Source organism: Streptomyces sp. R44 (assembly GCF_041053105.1).
In the GTDB taxonomy this organism is placed as follows: domain Bacteria; phylum Actinomycetota; class Actinomycetes; order Streptomycetales; family Streptomycetaceae; genus Streptomyces.
On sequence record NZ_CP163444.1, the window covers coordinates 5,596,421 to 5,616,150 of the forward strand.

Consider the following 19,730-nt stretch of genomic DNA (forward strand, 5'->3'; position numbering starts at 1 on the left):
CCACCTCCTCCGGCCGGTCCCCTGTCGGGGATGACGTGTGACGAGCAGTCGGGAATCCCGACCAGTGGCCAACACTATCAGCCGACAGAGGGTCAATCCCTTACTTTGCCCGTTCCATACGCGATCTATGCTCCCCACATGGGAGAAGTTCTTGCACTCGTCGAGGCCCGGCTGCGGACGGCACTCGGCGAACCGGACGCGCGGGCCGCGGTGACCTTCCTCGGCACGGACCGGATCGAGGTGCTCCGCTTCGTCGACGGCGACCTCGTGCGGTACGCGACCCTCGGGATGTCCGCGCAGCCGATGGCCGATCCGACCTCCGCGCTCGCCGACCCGGTGAAGGGCCCGCGCGCGGAGCTCGTCCTGACGGTACGGGGCGGGCTCGCCGACACCGACAAGGTGCTGCGCCCGCTGGCGGTCCTCGCGGCCACCCCGCAGGTCGAGGGCGTGGTCGTGGCCCCGGGCGCCTCGCTCGACGTCGGCGACCCGCTCTGGCCCGGCGCCCCCTTCGGCTCGGTGCTCGTCGCCGAGTCGGGCGGCCTGGTGGAGGACCTGGAGCTGGACGAGCCGATGGACCCGGTCCGCTTCCTGCCCCTCCTCCCGATGACCTCGAACGAGGCCGCGTGGAAGCGGGTGCACGGGGCGCAGGCCCTGGAGGAACGCTGGCTGGCCCAGGGGACGGACCTGCGCGATCCGCTGCGCAGGTCCGTGAACCTGGACTGAGGGACTGCTCCATGGCCCACGCCCGGGCGCCGATCGCCGAGCACCGATGCTCGAATCTGTCCGCAAAATGACCTATGTCCACCGAGGGTGAACGGCTCCGGCCGGACGGGTGATCGTCTGCGGTCGTCCTTGACGCGGGGCGGAAGAGCTAGGACCGTTGAGCCCTATGAGGGGCGAACCCAGTTGTCCGAAGTGCGGTGGCCGGGTCAGGGCGCCCGGTCTCTTCGCCGACTCCTGGCAGTGCGATGTGCACGGCTCGGTGCACCCGCTCCAGCCCGTGATCCCACCCAGCGTCGAGGGTCTCGGGGTGGTGGTGCACCGGTCCCACGTCCCGGTGTGGATGCCGTGGCCCCTGCCCGTCGGCTGGCTCTTCACCGGAGTCGCGTACGCGGGGGACGACCGCAGCGGCGGACGCGCCACGGCCGTCGCCTGTTCCGGCCCCGGCCCGCTCGGCGGGATCGGCGAGCTGCTCCTGATCGCCGAGGAGCTCGGCGTCGGACTCGGCGCGCGGTACGCCGGCATCGACGGCCTCGACCCCGGCTCCGGCATGGCCATCGACAAACCGCCCCAGGCGAAGGTGCTCGCCGCCGGCCGGCCCACCCCGCTCTGGCACGTCACCGGCGCCCCGCAGGACCGCGCGGTCTTCGCGGGCGAGGCGCGCGGACTGTGGCTGTGGGCGATCGTCTGGCCCGAGCAGTCCGGCCTCCTCATGTACGACGAGCTGGTCCTGACGGACCTGCGCGACGCGGGCGCCGAGGTCGACCTGCTGCCCTGCGGCGCGCTCACCCCGAGGCTGCTGGGCTAGGCCGTCTCTTCCGGATCGGGCCGGTGACGTTCCGTACGGACGTGTTCGATTCGCCCGTTATGCTGGAGCGTCCCTCCGTCCGTGCCGAGCCCTGGAGTACCGCGTCGTGCGCATCGATCTGCACACCCACTCCACGGCCTCCGACGGTACGGACTCCCCGGCCGAGCTCGTCAGGAACGCGGCCGCGGCAGGGCTCGACGTCGTCGCGCTCACGGACCACGACACCACCCGCGGCCACGCCGAGGCGCTCGCCGCGCTGCCCGAGGGGCTGACCCTCGTCACCGGGGCCGAGCTCTCCTGCCGGATGGACGGCATCGGGCTCCACATGCTCGCGTACCTCTTCGACCCCGAGGAGACGGCGCTCCTCGCCGAGCGCGAACTCGTCCGCGACGACCGGGTGCCGCGCGCCCGCGGCATGGTCGGCAAGCTCCAGGAACTCGGCGTCCCGGTCACCTGGGAGCAGGTCGCCCGGATCGCCGGCGACGGCTCCGTCGGCCGCCCGCACGTCGCCGAGGCGCTCGTCGAGCTCGGAGTCGTACCGGACGTGTCCGGGGCGTTCACGCCCGAGTGGCTCGCCGACGGCGGCCGGGCGTACGTCGAGAAGCACGAGCTGGACCCGATCGACGCGATCCGTCTCGTCAAGGCGGCCGGCGGCGTCACCGTCTTCGCGCACCCGCTCGCCGTCAAGCGCGGCCAGGTGCTGCCGGAGGCCTCGATAGCCCGGCTCGCCGAGGCCGGACTCGACGGCATCGAGGTCGACCACATGGACCACGACGAGGCGACCCGCGCCCGGCTGCGCGGACTCGCGAAGGAGCTCGGTCTGCTGACCACGGGCTCCAGCGACTACCACGGCAGCCGCAAGACCTGCCGCCTCGGCGAGTACACCACCGACCCCGAGATCTACGGCGAGATCACCCGCCGCGCGTCGGGCGCCTTCCCGGTGCCGGGCGCCGGCGGAGCGCGCTAGGCCGTCTCTTTCGGATCTTGCCGGTTGAGCCCGTCACGGGTCAGGCAAGATCCGGAAGAGACGGCCTAGGGTCTGTCCGGCGGCGTCCGGGCCCCCCTTCTCTGCCGCTCCTGTGACGTCGGCCGGTCGTCGTGCCCACCGCCTCCCAGGTCCTCACTCTTCCCGGTCCGCCCCCGTACGGCTCCGTGCCGTGCCCGGGTGGCGGCTCCTCCCGCCCTGTCGCCGGAATCCCGTATTCCGCCCCGTAGGGGTACACCCCACCGTTCCACCACTCCCGCAAGGCACCCCACCGTGTTCGACGTCGCCGTCTTCGGCTCGCTGTTCCTCACCCTCTTCGTGATCATGGATCCCCCCGGGATCACCCCGATCTTCCTCGCCCTCACCTCCGGCCGTCCCGCCAAGGTGCAGCGCCGGATGGCCTGGCAGGCCGTCGCCGTCGCCTTCGGCGTCATCACCGTCTTCGGCCTGCTCGGCCAGCAGATCCTGGACTACCTGCACGTCTCCGTCCCCGCGCTGATGATCGCGGGCGGTCTCCTGCTGCTGCTCATCGCGCTCGACCTGCTCACCGGCAAGACCGACGAGCCCAAGCAGACCAAGGACGTCAACGTCGCCCTCGTACCGCTCGGCATGCCATTGCTCGCCGGCCCCGGCGCGATCGTCTCCGTCATCCTCGCCGTGCAGAACGCCGACAGCGTGGCCTCGCAGGTCTCCGTCTGGACCGCCATCGCCGCCATGCACGTCGTGCTCTGGCTGACCATGCGGTACTCGCTGCTGATCATCCGTGTCATCAAGGACGGCGGCGTCGTCCTGGTGACCCGGCTCGCCGGCATGATGCTCTCCGCCATCGCCGTGCAGCAGATCATCAACGGCATCACCCAGGTGATCCAGAACGCCTGAGGCCCTCCCGGACACCACTGCGCCCCCGTACGGATTCCGCTCTTGCGAAGTCCGTGCGGGGGCGCGGTGCGTGGTGTGGACCTGGCCTGTTACGAGGCCGAGGTCTCGGCGGGGCGGATCCAGATGCGCTGGCCGATCGCGGCGGCCTGCTGCACGATCCGATTGACGGAGGCGGCGTCCACGACGGTCGAGTCGACAGGCGTGCCGTCGATGTCGTCGAGTCGCAGGATTTCGAAGCGCATGGGCTTCTCCCTTCGTCTGAGTTGATCCTCCTGGGCGGAGAACTGCGTTACACAGGGGTCCAACGCGATGCATCCTGCAAACATTCCCTACGCTAAGGAAAATTTTCGGATGGCTAACGACCTGCGGTGATAGGGGTGTGGCGGCACCGCCCCGAGCAGCGGACAATGAGCCCCGTATGAACGACGCAGAGACCACCGCCCAGGTGACCGAGACCACGACCGAAGCCCGCCTGGATGCCTTGGACGCCCGCCTGGAGCGCACCAATGAGCTCCTGCGGCGGATGCTGGCCGAGGTCGCCAAGACCCCTTCCACCCACGCCATCTTCGTCGACGCAGGTTACGTCCATGCTGCGGCCGGGTTGCTGGTGGCGGGCACCGAGGACCGGCGCTCCTTCGACCTCGACGCCGAGGGCCTGATCGAGGCCTTCATCGACACGGCCCGCACGATCTTCGCGGACAGCCGGCTCCTCCGCGTCTACTGGTACGACGGGGCCCGCCGCCGGATCCACACCCCCGAGCAGCAGGCCATCGCCGAGCTCCCCGACGTCAAGGTCCGCCTCGGCAACCTCAACGCCAACAACCAGCAGAAGGGCGTCGACTCCCTCATCCGCAGCGACCTGGAGTCCCTCGCCCGCCATCGCGCCATCAGCGACGCCGCGCTCGTCGGCGGCGACGAGGACCTCGTCTCGGCCGTCGAGGCCGCCCAGGGCTACGGGGCCCGCGTCCACCTCTGGGGCATCGAGGCCGCCGAGGGACGCAACCAGGCCGAGGCGCTGCTCTGGGAGGTCGACAGCCAGCGCACCTTCGAGCTCGACTTCTGCCGGCCGTACGTCACGCGCCGCCCCGTCACCACGTACGAGAACGAGGGCGAGCCGCCGCCCTCCCGCGAGGAGGTGCGCTTCGTCGGCGCCCAGATCGCCGCGACCTGGCTCGCCGGGCAGGGCCGCGACCGGCTCGCCGAGCTCCTGCCGGGCGCGCCCTATCTGCCGGGGCCGGTCGACCAGGACCTGCTCGTCGAGGCGGAGCGCCTGCTCAGCCGCTCACTGCGCGGCCACGCCGCACTGCGGAGGGCGCTGCGCGACGGCTTCTGGCAGCACCTCAAGGCGCAGTACTGACCTTCGCGTTCGCCCGCTCCCAGAAGCCCGTGAGGCCGTCCGTCAGCTCCCGGGGGTGCGAGACGTTGGGGGAGTGGCCGGCGCCCGCCACGACCGTGCGGTGCGCGCCGGTGCGGGCCGCGGCCGCCGCGAGGTCCGTCGGCGACCAGACCATCTCGTCCGTCCCGTACGCGAAGTGCAGCGGCATGGACAGGGCGGCCAGCCCCTCCGTACCGTCCTGACGGTCCAGCAGGAGCCGCCCGGCGCCCGCGAGTTGGGCGATCCGGGTACGCATCCAGCGGCGCCGCAGGAAGCCCGAGAGCTCCGGCGTGTCGCCCGTCGCCGGCTCCTCGCCGCGGCTGTCCAGCCAGCACATGGCCTGCCACACCCGCTCCTTCGGCAGCACCGCGAGCGAGGCGCGCAGCACCCGCACCCGGATCCGCTGCGGCCGGGCGACGCGGCCGGGGCCCGAGGAGAGCAGGGTGAGCGAGCGGAAGGCGCCCGGCGCGAGGGCGGCCGCCGCGCGGGCCACCAGCCCCCCGAAGGAGTGGCCGACGAGGTGCACGGGGCCGTCGCCGAGGGCCGCCGCCTGCGCCACCGCGTCGAGCGCGAGCGCCTTGCGACGGTAGGCGGCCCGGCCGCGGGGCCCCGGCGTGTCGTTCTGCCCGCGCCCGTCCACCGCCACGGCCCGGTATCCGGCCTCGCTCAGCGGCCCGAGCAGCTCGATGAAGTCCTCCTTGCTGCCGGTGTACCCCGGCAGCAGCAGGACCGTGCCCCGCCGCACACCCACGGCCTCGGCGTCGAGCACGGCGAACGGGCCCCGCACGGTGTCGAGCCGACGGGCACGGGCGCGGGGCGGCAGGACGAGGGAACGGGGCTTGCTCATATGTGGACTGTAACGGCGCGGGTGGGGCCTCGCGCACCGGGCCGTGGGCCTGCGCGGGCGGGTGCACGGCCGAGCGGCCGGTCCCTGGGAGGGACCGCCCGCTCGGGTGGTGCGGGGCGGGTCAGCCTTCCGGCTGGGCCGCCGCCTTCTTCGTGGTGCGGCGCCGCGGCGCGGCCTTCTTCGGGGCCTCCTCCGCCGGCGCCTCGACCTCGGCGGCCGCGGCCTTCTTGGTCGTACGGCGGCGGGCCGGAGCCTTCGGCTCGGTCTTCGGCGCGGAGGCCTCGGGAGCCTCGGCCGCGACCGCCTTCTTCGTCGTGCGGCGACGGGGAGCCTTGGGGGCCTCCTCGACCGTCTCGGCGACCGGCTCGGCCACGGCCTTCTTCGTCGTCCGGCGGCGCGGGGCGGCCTTCTTCGGGGCCTCCTCCACGACCGGCTCCACGACCGGCTCGGCGACCGGAGCGGCGACCGGCTCGGCGACCGGGGCGGCCACGATGATGACCTCGCCGGCGGACTCCGCGGCCACCGGCGAACCGGCGGGCCGGCGGGCCGCACGGCGACGGCGCGGCGCGGGCTCCTCCGCGACCGGCTCGGCGACCGGCTCGACGACCGGGGCCTCGGCCACCGGAGCCTCGGCGGTCACCGGCGAACCGGCGGGCCGGCGAGCGGTGCGGCGACGGCGCGGCGCGGGAACCTCGGCGACGACCGGAGCGGCCTCGACGACCGGAGCGGCCTCGACGACCGGCGCCTCGGCGACGACCGGCTCGGCCACCGGGGCGGCGACGGGCTCGACGACGACGGGCTCGACGACGGCCGGCTCGGCCACCGGCTCCGCCACGGCCTTCTTCGCCGCCCGGCGGCGCGGGGCCTTCTTCGGCTCCTCGGCCACGACCGGAGCGGCCTCGACGACCGGCTCCTCGACGGTCCGCTTCGCCATCAGGGCGACCGCGGCGCTCTCGGGCGTCTGGAACGTCACGGTCTCCTCGACCGGACGCGCCACCCGGGGACGGCGGCGGCGCTGGGCCGGAGCCGGCTCCGGGGCAGCGGCGGCGGCCACGGGCTCCGGACGGGCGGCGGCACGGGTACGGCGACGGGGAGCCTTCGGCTCCTCGACGGCGACCGGGGCCGGGGTCACCGGCGCCGGGGCGACCGGCGCCTCGACGACGGGTGCCTCGACGACCGGGGCCTCGAAGACGGGCGCCTTGACGGCGACCGGGGCCACGACGGCGGCCGGAGCCGTCGCGGGGGCCTGGGGCGCCACCGGTGCGGAGCCCGGCGCGCCGACGCGGGTGCGGCGGCGACGGCGCGGGGTGCGCACGGCGGGCTCGTCCGCCGGGGCCTCGGCGACCGCGGCCTCGGCGACAGCGGCCGGGGCCGTCGTCTCCGGGGCGTCGTCGAGCTCGCTGCCGCCGCGGGTGCGGCGACGCTGGCGCGGGGGCCGCGTGCGGGCCGGGCGCTCCTCGGTCTTCTCCGCGGCCTTCGGGCCACGGCCACGGCGGCCGCCGGGCTCGCCCAGGTCCTCCAGCTCCTCCGCGCCCAGACCCGCGCGGGTCCGCTCGGAGCGGGGCAGGATGCCCTTGGTGCCCGCCGGGATGTCCAGCTCCTCGTAGAGGTGCGGGGACGAGGAGTACGTCTCGACCGGCTCGTGGAAGTCGAGGCCGAGCGCCTTGTTGATGAGCTGCCAGCGCGGGATGTCGTCCCAGTCGACCAGCGTCACCGCCGTACCCTTCGCGCCCGCGCGGCCGGTGCGGCCGACGCGGTGGAGGAAGGTCTTCTCGTCCTCCGGCGACTGGTAGTTGATGACGTGGGTGACGCCCTCGACGTCGATGCCGCGCGCGGCGACGTCGGTGCAGACGAGCACGTCGACCTTGCCGTTGCGGAAGGCGCGCAGCGCCTGCTCGCGGGCGCCCTGGCCGAGGTCGCCGTGGACCGCGCCGGAGGCGAAGCCGCGGCGCTCCAGCTGCTCGGCGATGTCGGCCGCCGTGCGCTTGGTGCGGCAGAAGATCATCGCGAGCCCGCGGCCGTTGGCCTGCAGGATGCGGGAGACCATCTCCGGCTTGTCCATGTTGTGCGCGCGGTAGACGTGCTGCTTGATGTTGGCGACGGTCGCGCCCTCACCGTCGGGCGAGGTGGCCCGGATGTGGGTGGGCTGCGACATGTAGCGGCGGGCGAGGCCGATGACCGCGCCCGGCATGGTGGCCGAGAACAGCATGGTCTGGCGCTTCGCCGGAAGCATGTTCATGATCTTCTCGACGTCGGGCAGGAAGCCCAGGTCGAGCATCTCGTCGGCCTCGTCGAGGACGAGGACCTTCACCTTCGAGAGGTCGAGCTTGCGCTGGCCGGCCAGGTCGAGCAGACGGCCGGGGGTGCCGACGACGACGTCGACGCCCTTCTGGAGCGCCTCGACCTGCGGCTCGTACGCCCGGCCGCCGTAGATGGCGAGCACGCGGACGTTGCGCACCTTGCCGGCGGTCAGCAGGTCGTTGGTGACCTGCTGGCACAGCTCGCGGGTGGGGACGACGACGAGCGCCTGCGGGGCGTCGGTCAGCTGCTCGGGCTTGGCCCGGCCGGCCTCGACGTCCGTCGGGACGGTGACGCGCTCCAGGATGGGGAGGCCGAAACCGAGGGTCTTGCCCGTGCCGGTCTTGGCCTGGCCGATGACGTCGGTGCCGGAGAGGGCGACCGGAAGGGTCATCTCCTGGATGGGGAAGGGGGTGACGATGCCGACGGCCTCCAGGGCCTCGGCCGTCTCGGGGAGGATTCCGAGTTCTCGGAAAGTCGTAGTCAGGGTGCTGCCTCTTCTGTGAGACGCGGTGCGAGGCGAACGAAGGGGGTCGTACCGTGCCGGGATCTTCCGGGGGGATCAGGGGAGATCACCGCCGGGTGGCACGGGACCACTGCCGTCGCTCGAGCGTCGTACCGCTGAGGGTGACCCTTCCGCGGGTCCGCCGGAAGGGCTGTCGGGCCGGAGCCGATCGGGCCACCGACCGGGCATCCTCATTCATGAGTCGGCCCACCGAATACGTCCGAACGTGCGAAAGCATGTCCGCATACTCAGCAGGCGCCTTATCACTGTACCCCGGATTCGCGCATGTGTGTTGGGAGAAATCGTGATGAGGGCACGGTCACACTGACTGACCAGGGCCTTCCCGGGTCGCGCGAGCGGGCTATTGTGCGCTCCATGGAGACGCCTGACAACGCCACACCCACCGGGATCGCCGCCAAGGACTGGGCGGAGGCTTCCGCGGAGCCGCAGTACCGCGCCGCCGTGATCGACCTCCTCGGCGCCCTCGCCTACGGAGAGCTCGCGGCCTTCGAGCGGCTCGCCGAGGACGCCAAGCTGGCGCCGAGCCTCGCGGACAAGGCGGAGCTGGCGAAGATGGCCTCGGCCGAGTTCCACCACTTCGAGCGGCTGCGGGACCGCCTCGCGGCCGTCGACGCCGAGCCGACCTCGGCCATGGAGCCCTTCGCGAAGGCACTCGACGACTTCCACCGCCTGACCGCGCCCTCGGACTGGCTGGAGGGCCTGGTCAAGGCGTACGTGGGCGACTCGATCGCCAGTGACTTCTACCGGGAGGTCGCGGCCCGGCTCGACTCCGACACGCGCGGGCTCGTCCTCGCGGTCCTCGACGACACCGGCCACGGCAACTTCGCGGTGGAGAAGGTCCGCGCGGCGATCGAGGCCGACCCGCGGGTCGGCGGCCGCCTCGCGCTCTGGGCGCGCCGCCTGATGGGCGAGGCGCTCTCCCAGGCCCAGCGCGTGGTCGCCGAGCGCGACGCGCTCTCGACGATGCTGGTCGGCGGCGTGGCGGACGGCTTCGACCTCGCGGAGGTCGGCAGGATGTTCTCCCGGATCACCGAGGCGCACACCAAGCGGATGGCCGCGCTGGGCCTCGCCGCCTGAGACGCCTCAGGCGGCTGCGCCGGTCAGACAGCCGCTGATCGGCGCAGCCGGCGCGCGGCCGGGCGGATCAGCAGCGAGAGCAGCACCGCCGCCACCGCCACCGCGCCGGTCAGGGTGGCGAGGAAATGGCCGGGGCCGAGCGCCCCATGGGTCACCAGCGCACCGAAGACGCCGCCCAGCGCGCCGGTGGCGAGGACTCTTCCCCGGACGGGGAGGCGGTCGGCCAGCCACTGGACGGCGGCCCAGGCCAGGGCGAAACCGAGGAGCGCGGAGCCGAGGGCTTCCAGGAACACGGCGGATCACCTCGCGAGGGGTGCGGGGCGGGTGGTGCGGTCAGAGGCGTCCTACCCCCGGCGTCCGGAACGCAATCCTCCCGTACCCCCTGACGTGGCCGAACGGGCAGACGAAAGGCCCGGTGGACCGAAGCGGTCCACCGGGCCTTTCCCGTCCGATCCCGGGCTCAGAGCGCGCCGAAACCCACGCGGCGCACGGCGGGCTCGCCGAGCTCCACGTACGCGATCTTCTCGGCCGGAACGAGGACCTTGCGGCCCTTCTCGTCAGAGAGGCTGAGCAGCTGCGCCTTGCCGGCCAGCGCGTCGGCCACCGCGCGCTCGACCTCCTCGGCGGACTGCCCGCTCTCCAGAACGATCTCCCGGGGTGCGTGCTGCACGCCGATCTTGACCTCCACGGCTATGTCCCTCCGAACGGTCGCCTTCGCGCGGACACCCGCGCCGTACGCTGCACACATTAGCCCGGTGAGGGGACCCGCACGGGTCAGCCGCCGCACGCCAGGAGCGAACAGCCTCCGGGAATGTTCAGTGCCCCTCGGCGCTGAGCTGGCCGTCGACCGGGTGCAGCGGGAAGCCCGCGATGCCACGCCAGGCGAGGGAGGTCAGCAGTCCGACCGCCTTGTCGCGCGGGATCCCGGAGCCGCTCGACAGCCAGTAGCGGGCGACGACCTGGGAGACACCGCCGAGACCGACGGCGAGCAGCATCGACTCGTCCTTCGACAGGCCGGTGTCCTCGGCGATCACATCGGAGATGGCCTCGGCGCACTGCAGGCTGACCCGGTCCACGCGCTCGCGTACGGCGGGCTCGTTCGTCAGATCGGACTCGAAGACGAGACGGAACGCGCCGCCCTCGTCCTCGACGTACGCGAAGTACGCGTCCATCGTCGCCGCGACCCGGAGCTTGTTGTCCGTCGTCGAGGCGAGCGCCGTGCGCACCGCGAGCAGGAGGGACTCGCAGTGCTGGTCGAGCAGGGCGAGGTAAAGCTCCAGCTTCCCGGGGAAGTGCTGGTACAGCACCGGCTTGCTGACACCGGCCCGTTCGGCGATGTCGTCCATGGCTGCGGAGTGGTACCCCTGGGCGACGAAGACCTCCTGGGCCGCGCCGAGCAGCTGGTTCCGTCGGGCACGTCGCGGCAGGCGCGTGCCCCGAGGGCGTGCTGCCTCTGTCTGCTCGATGGCGCTCACGCGGCCTCCCAAAAATCGATCCATGCGCGCTGTCGCGCCGCGCCGCCATCGTACTTTTGGGTAACCCGGCTGTGCGCGGTGCGAACGCAGAATTTCACGGACCGGACGCCCGGGTCGACAGCCGATTCAAGATTAAACCGAACAAATCAGCGGGGAGTCGTCCGCTCAGCGGTAGTCGTCCTCGTCCAGGGCGACGACGCGCGCCTGTTCGGACGCGTCGGCCTCGTTCGCCGAGTCGCGCTCGAGATGGGTGGGCTGCTCGTCCTCGCGCTGCTGGAGTTCGGTGTGCTGCTCGGCAGCGTCGGCCTCCGGGATTTCCTGGTCCAGCACGTCGACCTCTTCCTCGGTGAATGTGTCCGGCTCGCTCGGATCGGCAGTCATGCGGTTCCTTCCGGGGGTGCGGGTCGCGGTGCTCCCGATGGCCCTCTCTTCGAGCCTAGGAGCGAACGCGCCCCGCCGCACACGCACCTGTGACCCCACCCACACACGTCGGCGCGTGATCGTCTCGTAATATTGCGGCCATGTCCTCGACCGAGCTGCCGGAAACCCGGACCGCCGCCGCACCGACCGCGTCGCGGACCCGCGCCGTACGGATCGCCGACGGCGAGGAGCTCCGCTCCGTCGCGCTGCCCGGACTCACCCTCACCGTGCGCGCCCGGCCGGGGAACCGGACCGGACTGCCGCCCGCGCTGTACGTCCACGGCCTCGGCGGCTCCTCGCAGAACTGGTCCGCCCTGATGCCGCTGCTCGCGGACCACGTCGACGGCGAGGCGGTCGACCTGCCCGGCTTCGGCGACTCCCCGCCGCCCGACGACGGCAACTACTCGGTCACCGGGCACGCCCGCGCCGTCATCCGGCTCCTCGACGCCGGCGCACGCGGACCGGTGCACCTGATCGGCAACTCGATGGGCGGCGCGGTCGCCACCCGGATCGCCGCCGTCCGCCCCGACCTCGTCCGCACCCTCACGCTGGTCTCGCCGGCCCTGCCCGAGCTGCGCGTCCAGCGCAGCGCCTGGCCGACCGCGCTGATCGCGGCGCCCGGCATCGCGGCGCTGTTCGCGAAGCTGACGAAGGACTGGTCGGCCGAGCAGCGCGTCAAGGGCGTCCTCTCCCTCTGTTACGGAGACCCCGGCCAGGTCACCGAGGAGGGCCTCCGGCACGCCGTCGAGGAGATGGAGCGGCGCCTTGAGCTCCCGTACTTCTGGGACGCCATGGCCCGCTCCTCGCGCGGCATCGTCGACGCGTACACCCTCGGCGGGCAGCACGGACTGTGGCGGCAGGCCGAGCGGGTCCTCGCCCCGACGCTGCTCGTCTACGGCGGGCGCGACCGGCTCGTCTCGTACCGGATGGCCCGGAAGGCGGCCGCCGCCTTCCGCGGCTCGCGCCTGCTGACCCTTCCCGAGGCGGGGCACGTGGCGATGATGGAGTACCCGGAGACGGTCGCCCAGGCCGTCCGGGAACTGATCGCCGATGACGGCGGGAGCTGATCCGGGGCGTGGGACGACATAGCCGCAAGGGCTCCGCACCGTCGGTGCCCGAGACCGGCCGACAGCCGGCAGCCGAACCGGCCCCCTCGGGCCCGCCCGCCGGCACGGGCCGCCGCCGCAGGCCCTCGTCCGGCCCCGACCAGGGCGGACCGGGCCCCCAGGGGTACGGGACCCCGGCCCACGGCACTCCGATGTACGGGACGCCGCAGTACGGCGGCGGGCCTGCCCAGGGCACCCCCGCGCACGGCACTCCGCAGTACGGAACCCCCGGCCGAGGAACCCCGCAGTACCGGACCCCCGCGCCCGGCACCCCGGCCCAGGGCACTCCGCAGTACCGGACCCCCGCGCCCGGCACCCCGGCCCACGGCACTCCGCAATACAGGACGCCTGCTCCCGGCACCCCCGCCCACGGCATTCCGCAGTACCGGACCCCAGCCCCCGGTACCCCGCAGTACCGCACCCCCGCCCCCGCCGACGGCAGCCTCACGCATGCCACCCCCGGGACCCCCGCGCACGGCGTCCCCGTTCTCGGGGGTGCCGTGCGGGGTGGGCATCCGCAGCACGACGAGGGGGGCGGGCCGCGGCCCGTTCCGGTCGGGCCCCGGCACGGGGCGCCTCGGACCGTCGCGCCCGAACAGGGGGATGCCCAGGCGCCGTTCATCCCCGGCCCCCGTCGTGAGGGCGAGGGCGTCGAGCCCGAGGCCGCCCCCGGGCGGAGCGGGATCGGGCGTACCCTCACCGGCGTCGCGGCCGCCGCCGTCGCCACGGTGCTCGCCGTCGTCGTCGCCGGGCAGGTCGCCGACCGGGACGAGGCCCCGCCCGTCACCCGCGCCGCCGAGCCGACCGAGCGGCCCACGGACGACTCCGCGTCCCGCTCCGACGACCGGGCCGTCCCGGCGAAGCCGGCCCCCGCCGTCACCCCGCCGACGTACGAGCAGCTGATGACCCGCCAGTTCCCGATCGACCCGAAGCTGAAGGGCTCCGGGGAGTTCGAGGCCGTGCCGGGCTTCGCGAAGGCGCCCGGCAAGGGACGGCTGATCCGCTACCGGGTCGACGTCGAGAAGGGGATCGGTCTGGATCCGAAGCTGTTCGCCGACGCCGTGCAGCAGACCCTCAACGACAGGCGCAGCTGGGCCGGTCAGGGCGAGATGACCTTCGAGCGCATTTCCAGCGGCGAGCCGGAGTTCGTGATCACCCTCGCCAGTCCGGGCACCACCGGCGAGTGGTGCAAGAAGTCCGGGCTCGACACCACCGTCGACAACGTCTCCTGCGACTCGGCGTCCACCCAGCGCGTGATGATCAACGCGTTCCGCTGGGCGCAGGGCTCGGTGACCTTCGGTCCGAAGGCGATGCACGCCTATCGCCAGATGCTCATCAATCACGAGGTCGGGCACCGGCTCGGGCACGGTCACGTGAGCTGCCGTACGCCGGGCGCGCTCGCCCCCGTGATGCAGCAGCAGACGAAGTCCCTGGACATCGACGGGATCAAGTGCCGTCCCAACCCGTGGGTGTACCCGACGAGTTGACATCCCGCCCGGGGAGCGGCTGTCCGCATTCCGAGACAGCCGTCTCGGGATCGAGCGGATGCGCGTTGACATCGCTCACGCGTTCGTCCATATTTCTCGGCATGTCGCACCGTCACGCCGTTTCCGATAGCGCCGCCCTTGAGCTGGCGCTCTTCGGCGTGACCGGACACACGGTCGCCGACATTCTCTGTAGCTGACGCAGCCCGAGCGCTCGTCGGCTTTCTGTTTTCTCGCCGCGCCCGGGTTCTTCATTCCCGCAGGCGCCGTGACTCCCTTTCGGGCTGATTCCCCGTGCCTGCGGAATTCTCCTCCCCTTTCCCGCAGTTCTCGCCGTTCACCCCGAGAGGTCTCTTTCCGATGCGTCATTCGTCCGTCATCTCCCGCCGCGTGGCAGCGGCCGCCGTCAGTGTCGTCCTGGCCTCGGGCGCCGCCGCCTGCGGTCCCGAGGACGCCGGCGCCAAGGGCGGAGCCTCCGGGAAGGCCGGCGGCGCCCCGCAGAAGGGCGGCACGCTGACCGTCCTCAACAACGAGGCCCAGAGCGACTTCGACCCGGCCCGCCTCTACACCTCCGGCGGCGGCAACGTCCCCTCGCTCGTCTTCCGTACGCTCACCACCCGCAACCGCGAGGCGGGTGCCGCCGGCGCCCAGGTCGTCCCCGACCTCGCCACCGACATCGGCCGCCCCAACAAGGACGCCACCGAGTGGACGTACACGCTGAAGGAGGGCCTGAAGTTCGAGGACGGGACGGCCATCACCAGCGCCGACATCAAGTACGGCATCGAGCGCTCCTTCGCGGCCGAGCTCTCCGGCGGCGCCCCCTACCTGCGTGACTGGCTCGTCGGCGGCGACACGTACCAGGGCCCGTACAAGGACAAGAAGGGTCTGGCGTCCATCGTCACCCCCGACGCGCGGACCATCGTCTTCAAGCTGAAGAAGCCCGAGGGCGAGTTCCCCTTCGTCGCCACCCAGACCCAGTTCGCCCCCGTCCCGAAGGCCAAGGACGCCGGCGCCAAGTACGAGGAGCACCCGGTCTCCTCCGGCCCGTACAAGGTCGTCAAGAACGAGAACGACGGCGAGCACCTCGTCCTGGAGCGCAACGAGCACTGGGACCCCAAGACCGACGAGGAGCGCAAGGCCTACCCCGACCGCATCGACGTCAAGTCCGGACTCGACGAGGCCGTCATCAACCAGCGCCTCGCCACCTCCTCCGGCGCCGACACCGCCGCCGTCACCACCGACACCAACCTCGGCCCCGCCGAGCTCGCCCAGATCGGCTCCGACAAGGCGCTCGCCGCCCGCGTCGGCACCGGCCACTTCGGCTTCACCAACTACATCGCCTTCAACCCGAAGATCAAGCCCTTCGACAACCCGAAGGTCCGCCAGGCGATCTCGTACGCCGTCAACCGCACCAGCGTCGTCAACGCCGCCGGCGGCTCCGCGCTCGCCGAGCCCGCCACCACCTTCCTGCCCGAGCAGAAGGCCTTCGGCTTCACGCCGTACGACCACTTCCCGGCCGGGAAGACGGGCGACCCGGCGAAGGCCAAGGAGCTGCTGAAGGAGGCCGGTTACCCGAACGGGCTGACCGTCACCCTGCTGCACTCCACCGCCCAGAACCGCACCACCAGCCCCGAGATCGCCACCGCCGTCCAGGAGGCGCTCGGCAAGGCCGGCATCACCGTCAAGCTCGACGGACAGGAGCCCAACTCCTTCAACGAGAAGCGCTGGAGCGTCAAGGACGCCCCCGGCTTCTTCCTCTCCCGCTGGGGCGCCGACTGGCCGGCCGGCGGCCCGTTCCTCGCGCCGATCTTCGACGGACGCCAGATCGTCACCAACGGCTCCAACTACAACCACGCGCAGCTGAACGACCCGGCGGTCAACAAGGAGATCGACGAGATCAACAAGCTGACCGACCTCAAGGCCGCCGCCGCACGCTGGGGCGCCCTCGACAAGAAGATCGGCGAGCAGGCCCTGGACGTGCCGCTCTTCCACCCGGTCTACAAGCGGCTCGTCGGCAAGGACATCAAGAACGTCGTCATCAGCGACTGGACCGGCGTCCTCGACATCTCGCTGGTCGCGGTCAAGTGACCTCGCTGACCGACGCACCGGCGCCCGTGGCGGGTCTTCCCGCCACGGGCGCCGCCCGGCAGGTGTGGCGGAGGCTCCGCACCCGCCCCGCCGCCCTCGCCGCCGCCTCCGTCCTCGCCCTGCTCGTCCTGCTCGCCGTCGCCGCGCCGCTGTTCGCGGCCCTCACCGGCCAGGACCCGCACACGTTCCACGACGAGCTCGTGGACTCCGCCCGCGGCGGCGTCCCGTACGGCTCCTTCGGCGGGATCAGCGCCGACCACTGGCTCGGCGTCGAACCCGGCACCGGCCGCGACCTGTTCGTCCGGCTCCTGTACGGCGCGCGCATCTCGCTGCTCGTCGCCGTCGGCGCCACCGTCGTCCAGGTCCTCATCGGACTGCTAGTCGGCCTCGCCGCCGGACTCGGCAACCGCTGGGTCGACGGGGCCCTCGGCCGGATCACCGACGTCTTCCTCGCGCTGCCGTTCCTCGTGTTCGCCATCGCGCTCACCGCCGTCGTCCCCCGCGACTTCCCGCGCCCCCTGCTGCTGATCCTGGTCATCGGACTGCTCGGCTGGGCCGGCACCTCCCGGATCGTGCGCGCCCAGACCCTCACCCTCAAGGGTCTCGACTTCGTCGCCGCCTCCCGGCTCGCCGGCTCGGGACGGTGGCGGACCGCCCGGCGCGAACTGCTGCCCTCGCTCGCCGCGCCCGTCATCACGTACGCGGCGATCCTCGTCCCCACCAACATCGTGTTCGAGGCCTCGCTCTCCTTCCTCGGCGTGGGCGTCACCCCGCCCACCCCCTCCTGGGGGCAGATGCTGTCCACCGCGCAGACCTGGTTCCGGGCCGACCCGGCGTACGTGCTGCTCCCCGCGGGACTGCTCTTCACGACCGTGCTCGCCTTCACCGTCCTCGGCGACGCCGTCCGCACCGCCCTCGACCCGCGCGAGGCCGGCCGGCTCGGCGTGGGCACGCGAAAGGAGACCTCCCGATGACCCGCTACGTCCTGAAGCGGCTCGCGGGCGCCGTGCTCGTCCTCCTCGCGCTCTCCGTCCTCGTCTACGCGCTGTTCTACGTCGCGCCGGGCGACCCCGCCCGGCTCGCCTGCGGCGAACGCTGCAACCCGCAGCAGATCGCCCAGGTGCGCGAGCAACTCGGCCTGAAACAGAGCGTGTTCGCCCAGTACCTGCACTTCCTCCAGGGCGTCCTCGCCGGCCGCGAGTACTCCACCGGCACCGGAGTGCTGCACTGCGACGCGCCCTGCCTCGGCCTGTCGTACCAGACCGACCAGCAGGTCACCGAGCTCATCCTGGACCGGCTGCCCGCCACCGCCTCGCTCGCCCTCGGCGCCATGGTGATCTGGCTCGTCGTCGGCATCGGCACCGGGCTGCTCTCCGCGCTCCGGCGCGGCGGACTCACCGAGCGGACCCTCACCGTCCTCACCCTCGCGGGCACCGGCACGCCCGTCTTCATCCTGGGCCTGCTGCTGCTCATGGCCGTCTGCGCCTACCTCCAGTGGCTGCCCTTCCCGACGTACGTGCCGCTCGGCGAGGACCCCGAGCAGTGGGCCTGGAACATGCTGCTGCCCTGGCTCACCCTCGGCTTCTTCGAATCGGCCAAGTATGCGCGGCTCACCCGGAGTTCCACCCTGGAGACGCTCGCCGAGGACCACATCCGCACCTTCCGCGCCTACGGGGTGGGGGAGCGGTCCGTCGTCGCCCGCCACGCGCTGCGCGGCGCCGTGCCGCCGGTCATCGCGCTCAGCGCCATCGACCTCGGCACCATGTTCGGCGGCGCCGTGCTCACCGAGTCGCTCTTCGGCATCCCCGGGCTCGGCAAGACCCTCATCGACGGCGTCCGCACCATCGACCTGCCGATCGTCGTCGGGATCGTGCTCCTCACCGGGGTCGCCGTGGTCCTCGCGAACGTCGTCGCCGACCTCCTCTACGCCCTCGCCGACCGAAGGGTCGCCCTGACATGACGCTCCGCACCACCACTCCGCTCGTGGAGGTCGACGGCCTCACCGTCGAGTTCGACGGGGCCGTACGGGCCGTCGACGGGCTCTCCTTCACCCTCGGCGAGGGCCGCGCGCTCGCCCTCGTCGGCGAGTCCGGCAGCGGCAAGTCCACCGTCGCCGGGGCCCTCCTCGGCCTCCACCGGGGGACCGGCGCGCGGGTCGGCGGCACCGTGCGGGTCGACGGCATCGACGTCGGCGCCGCCACCCCCGCCGAGCTGCGGCGACTGCGCGGCGGGGTCGCCGCCATGGTCTTCCAGGACCCGCTGTCCGCCCTCGACCCCTACTACGCCGTCGGCGACCAGATCGCCGAGGTCCACCGGATCCACCATCCGGTCTCCCGGAAGGCCGCCCGGGCCCGCGCCGTCGAGGTCCTCGACCGGGTCGGCATCCCCGACGCGGCCCGCCGCTCCCGCTCCCGCCCGCACGAGTTCAGCGGCGGCATGCGGCAGCGCGCCCTCCTCGCCATGGCCCTCGCCTGCGAGCCGAGACTCCTCGTCGCCGACGAACCCACCACCGCCCTCGACGTCACCGTCCAGGCCCAGATCCTCGACCTGCTCCACGAGCTGCGGCGCGAGACCGGCACCGCGCTGCTCCTCGTCACCCACGACGTCGGCGTCGCCGCCGAGAGCGTCGACGAGGTGCTCGTCATGCGCGGCGGACGCGAGGTCGAGCGCGGCCCCGTCACCGAGGTGCTCGGCGCGCCCTCGGAGCCGTACACCCGCGCCCTGCTCTCCGCCGTGCCCCGGCTCGACGGGCCGGAGAGGACCCCCGCCGAGAAGGGCGAGGTCCTGCTCGAAGCGGTCGGACTGCGCCGGGAGTTCGGACGGCGCGGGGCCGCCGTGACCGCCGTCGACGGGGTCTCCCTCACCGTCCGCGCCGGCGAGACCCTCGGCGTGGTCGGGGAGTCCGGCAGCGGCAAGACCACCCTCGGCCGGATGCTCGTGAGGCTCCTCGACCCGAGCGGCGGCGAACTCCGTTACCGGGGCACGGAGATCGGCGCCCTGCCGGAGCGGGAGCTGCGCCCGTACCGGCGCGAGCTCCAGATGGTCTTCCAGGACCCGGTCGCCTCCCTCAACCCGCGCCGCTCCGTCGGCGAGTCGATCGCCGACCCGCTGCGCGTGGCGGGGGAGCGGGACGAGACCCGGATCCGGGGCCGGGTGCGCGAACTGCTCGACCGGGTGGGGCTCGACCCCGACCGGTACGAGGCCTATCCGCACGAGTTCAGCGGCGGCCAGCGCCAGCGCGTCGGCATCGCCCGCGCGCTCGCCGCCGAACCCCGGATCGTCGTCTGCGACGAACCCGTCTCCGCGCTCGACGTCACCACCCAGGCCCAGGTGACCGCGCTGCTCGCCGAGCTCCAGGCCGAACTCGGCCTCGGGCTCGTCTTCATCGCCCACGACCTCGCGGTCGTCCGGCAGGTCAGCGACCGGGTCGCCGTCATGCGCGGGGGCCGGATCGTCGAACAGGGCACCGTCGCCGAGGTGTACGGCGCGCCCCAGGATCCGTACACCCGGCAGCTGCTCGCCGCCGTCCCCTCGCTCGATCCGGTGCTCGCGGCGGAGCGCCGGGAACGCCGCCAGGAGCTGGCCGCCGCCTGACGCTCCGTGATGGATCCGCCGCGTAGCGCGACAGAACGCGACCGGGGT

General features: G+C 72.9%; 20 protein-coding genes. 13 read left to right on the plus strand and 7 right to left on the minus strand.

Going from position 1 to position 19,730, the window contains the following annotated elements:
• The first annotated feature begins 138 nt into the window (after positions 1–138).
• The 4 genes from AB5J54_RS26195 to AB5J54_RS26210 all read left to right on the plus strand — a co-directional run bounded on the left by AB5J54_RS26195 (position 139) and on the right by AB5J54_RS26210 (position 3,392).
• Positions 139–723 (plus strand): suppressor of fused domain protein, encoded by a 585-nt coding sequence (locus AB5J54_RS26195; RefSeq protein WP_369146364.1) that lies wholly within the window; start codon positions 139–141, stop codon positions 721–723.
• Positions 724–889: 166 nt separating this feature from the next.
• On the plus strand, positions 890–1,528 hold the full coding sequence (locus AB5J54_RS26200) for a DUF6758 family protein (RefSeq protein ID WP_369146365.1): 639 nt from the start codon (positions 890–892) through the stop codon (positions 1,526–1,528).
• Positions 1,529–1,634: 106 nt separating this feature from the next.
• Positions 1,635–2,495 (plus strand): PHP domain-containing protein, encoded by an 861-nt coding sequence (locus AB5J54_RS26205; protein ID WP_369146366.1) that lies wholly within the window; start codon positions 1,635–1,637, stop codon positions 2,493–2,495.
• Between the two features lie 291 nt (positions 2,496–2,786).
• Positions 2,787–3,392: a MarC family protein gene (locus AB5J54_RS26210; protein ID WP_351192827.1), complete on the plus strand. Its 606-nt coding sequence runs from the start codon at positions 2,787–2,789 to the stop codon at positions 3,390–3,392.
• Positions 3,393–3,481: 89 nt separating this feature from the next.
• On the opposite strand, the gene AB5J54_RS26215 is transcribed toward AB5J54_RS26210, so the two are convergent.
• Entirely contained in the window at positions 3,482–3,634 is a 153-nt protein-coding gene (locus tag AB5J54_RS26215) for a hypothetical protein (RefSeq protein WP_099054331.1), read from the minus strand.
• Between the two features lie 176 nt (positions 3,635–3,810).
• On the opposite strand from AB5J54_RS26215, the gene AB5J54_RS26220 reads away from it, so the two are divergent.
• Entirely contained in the window at positions 3,811–4,749 is a 939-nt protein-coding gene (locus tag AB5J54_RS26220) for an NYN domain-containing protein (protein ID WP_369146367.1), read from the plus strand.
• Here AB5J54_RS26220 and AB5J54_RS26225 read toward each other — a convergent pair.
• Together AB5J54_RS26225 and AB5J54_RS26230 are read right to left on the minus strand one after the other, a co-directional pair.
• Positions 4,733–5,614: an alpha/beta fold hydrolase gene (locus tag AB5J54_RS26225; RefSeq protein ID WP_369146368.1), complete on the minus strand. Its 882-nt coding sequence runs from the start codon at positions 5,612–5,614 to the stop codon at positions 4,733–4,735. The genes AB5J54_RS26220 and AB5J54_RS26225 overlap by 17 nt on opposite strands.
• Before the next feature lie 121 nt (positions 5,615–5,735).
• On the minus strand, positions 5,736–8,306 hold the full coding sequence (locus AB5J54_RS26230) for a DEAD/DEAH box helicase (RefSeq protein ID WP_369146369.1): 2,571 nt from the start codon (positions 8,304–8,306) through the stop codon (positions 5,736–5,738).
• A 486-nt stretch (positions 8,307–8,792) separates the two neighbouring features.
• Here AB5J54_RS26230 and AB5J54_RS26235 point away from each other — a divergent pair, with 486 nt between their 5' ends.
• On the plus strand, positions 8,793–9,515 hold the full coding sequence (locus tag AB5J54_RS26235; RefSeq protein WP_369146370.1) for a ferritin-like fold-containing protein: 723 nt from the start codon (positions 8,793–8,795) through the stop codon (positions 9,513–9,515).
• A gap of 23 nt (positions 9,516–9,538) precedes the next feature.
• On the opposite strand, the gene AB5J54_RS26240 is transcribed toward AB5J54_RS26235, so the two are convergent.
• The 4 genes from AB5J54_RS26240 to AB5J54_RS26255 all read right to left on the minus strand — a co-directional run bounded on the left by AB5J54_RS26240 (position 9,539) and on the right by AB5J54_RS26255 (position 11,371).
• Positions 9,539–9,808 carry a hypothetical protein gene (locus AB5J54_RS26240; protein ID WP_369146371.1) on the minus strand — a complete coding sequence of 90 codons (270 nt, stop codon included), beginning with the start codon at positions 9,806–9,808 and terminating at the stop codon, positions 9,539–9,541.
• 167 nt (positions 9,809–9,975) lie between these two features.
• The gene (locus AB5J54_RS26245; RefSeq protein ID WP_189800025.1) at positions 9,976–10,203 is read right to left on the minus strand and encodes a DUF3107 domain-containing protein; all 228 of its coding nucleotides are present in this window, start codon (positions 10,201–10,203) and stop codon (positions 9,976–9,978) included.
• 127 nt (positions 10,204–10,330) lie between these two features.
• Complete coding sequence (locus AB5J54_RS26250) at positions 10,331–10,990, minus strand: TetR/AcrR family transcriptional regulator (protein WP_041131117.1); 660 nt, start codon at positions 10,988–10,990, stop codon at positions 10,331–10,333.
• Between the two features lie 165 nt (positions 10,991–11,155).
• Complete coding sequence (locus AB5J54_RS26255) at positions 11,156–11,371, minus strand: hypothetical protein (RefSeq protein ID WP_351192590.1); 216 nt, start codon at positions 11,369–11,371, stop codon at positions 11,156–11,158.
• A 140-nt stretch (positions 11,372–11,511) separates the two neighbouring features.
• Here AB5J54_RS26255 and AB5J54_RS26260 point away from each other — a divergent pair, with 140 nt between their 5' ends.
• From AB5J54_RS26260 to AB5J54_RS26290, 7 genes are all read left to right on the plus strand, one after another.
• Entirely contained in the window at positions 11,512–12,477 is a 966-nt protein-coding gene (locus AB5J54_RS26260) for an alpha/beta fold hydrolase (RefSeq protein ID WP_369146372.1), read from the plus strand.
• Positions 12,478–12,485: 8 nt separating this feature from the next.
• Entirely contained in the window at positions 12,486–14,003 is a 1,518-nt protein-coding gene (locus AB5J54_RS26265; RefSeq protein WP_369146373.1) for a DUF3152 domain-containing protein, read from the plus strand.
• 101 nt (positions 14,004–14,104) lie between these two features.
• Positions 14,105–14,200, plus strand: coding sequence for an Ms4533A family Cys-rich leader peptide (locus AB5J54_RS26270; RefSeq protein ID WP_312883206.1), 96 nt, complete (start codon positions 14,105–14,107; stop codon positions 14,198–14,200).
• A 160-nt stretch (positions 14,201–14,360) separates the two neighbouring features.
• The gene (locus AB5J54_RS26275; RefSeq protein ID WP_369146374.1) at positions 14,361–16,088 is read left to right on the plus strand and encodes an ABC transporter substrate-binding protein; all 1,728 of its coding nucleotides are present in this window, start codon (positions 14,361–14,363) and stop codon (positions 16,086–16,088) included.
• Positions 16,085–17,062, plus strand: coding sequence for an ABC transporter permease (locus AB5J54_RS26280; protein ID WP_369146375.1), 978 nt, complete (start codon positions 16,085–16,087; stop codon positions 17,060–17,062). Before AB5J54_RS26275 ends, AB5J54_RS26280 begins: the two co-directional genes overlap by 4 nt.
• Positions 17,059–18,048: an ABC transporter permease gene (locus AB5J54_RS26285; RefSeq protein ID WP_369146376.1), complete on the plus strand. Its 990-nt coding sequence runs from the start codon at positions 17,059–17,061 to the stop codon at positions 18,046–18,048. Before AB5J54_RS26280 ends, AB5J54_RS26285 begins: the two co-directional genes overlap by 4 nt.
• The gene (locus tag AB5J54_RS26290; RefSeq protein WP_369146377.1) at positions 18,045–19,682 is read left to right on the plus strand and encodes an ABC transporter ATP-binding protein; all 1,638 of its coding nucleotides are present in this window, start codon (positions 18,045–18,047) and stop codon (positions 19,680–19,682) included. The genes AB5J54_RS26285 and AB5J54_RS26290 overlap by 4 nt, the downstream gene beginning before the upstream one ends.
• Positions 19,683–19,730: the final 48 nt, after the last annotated feature.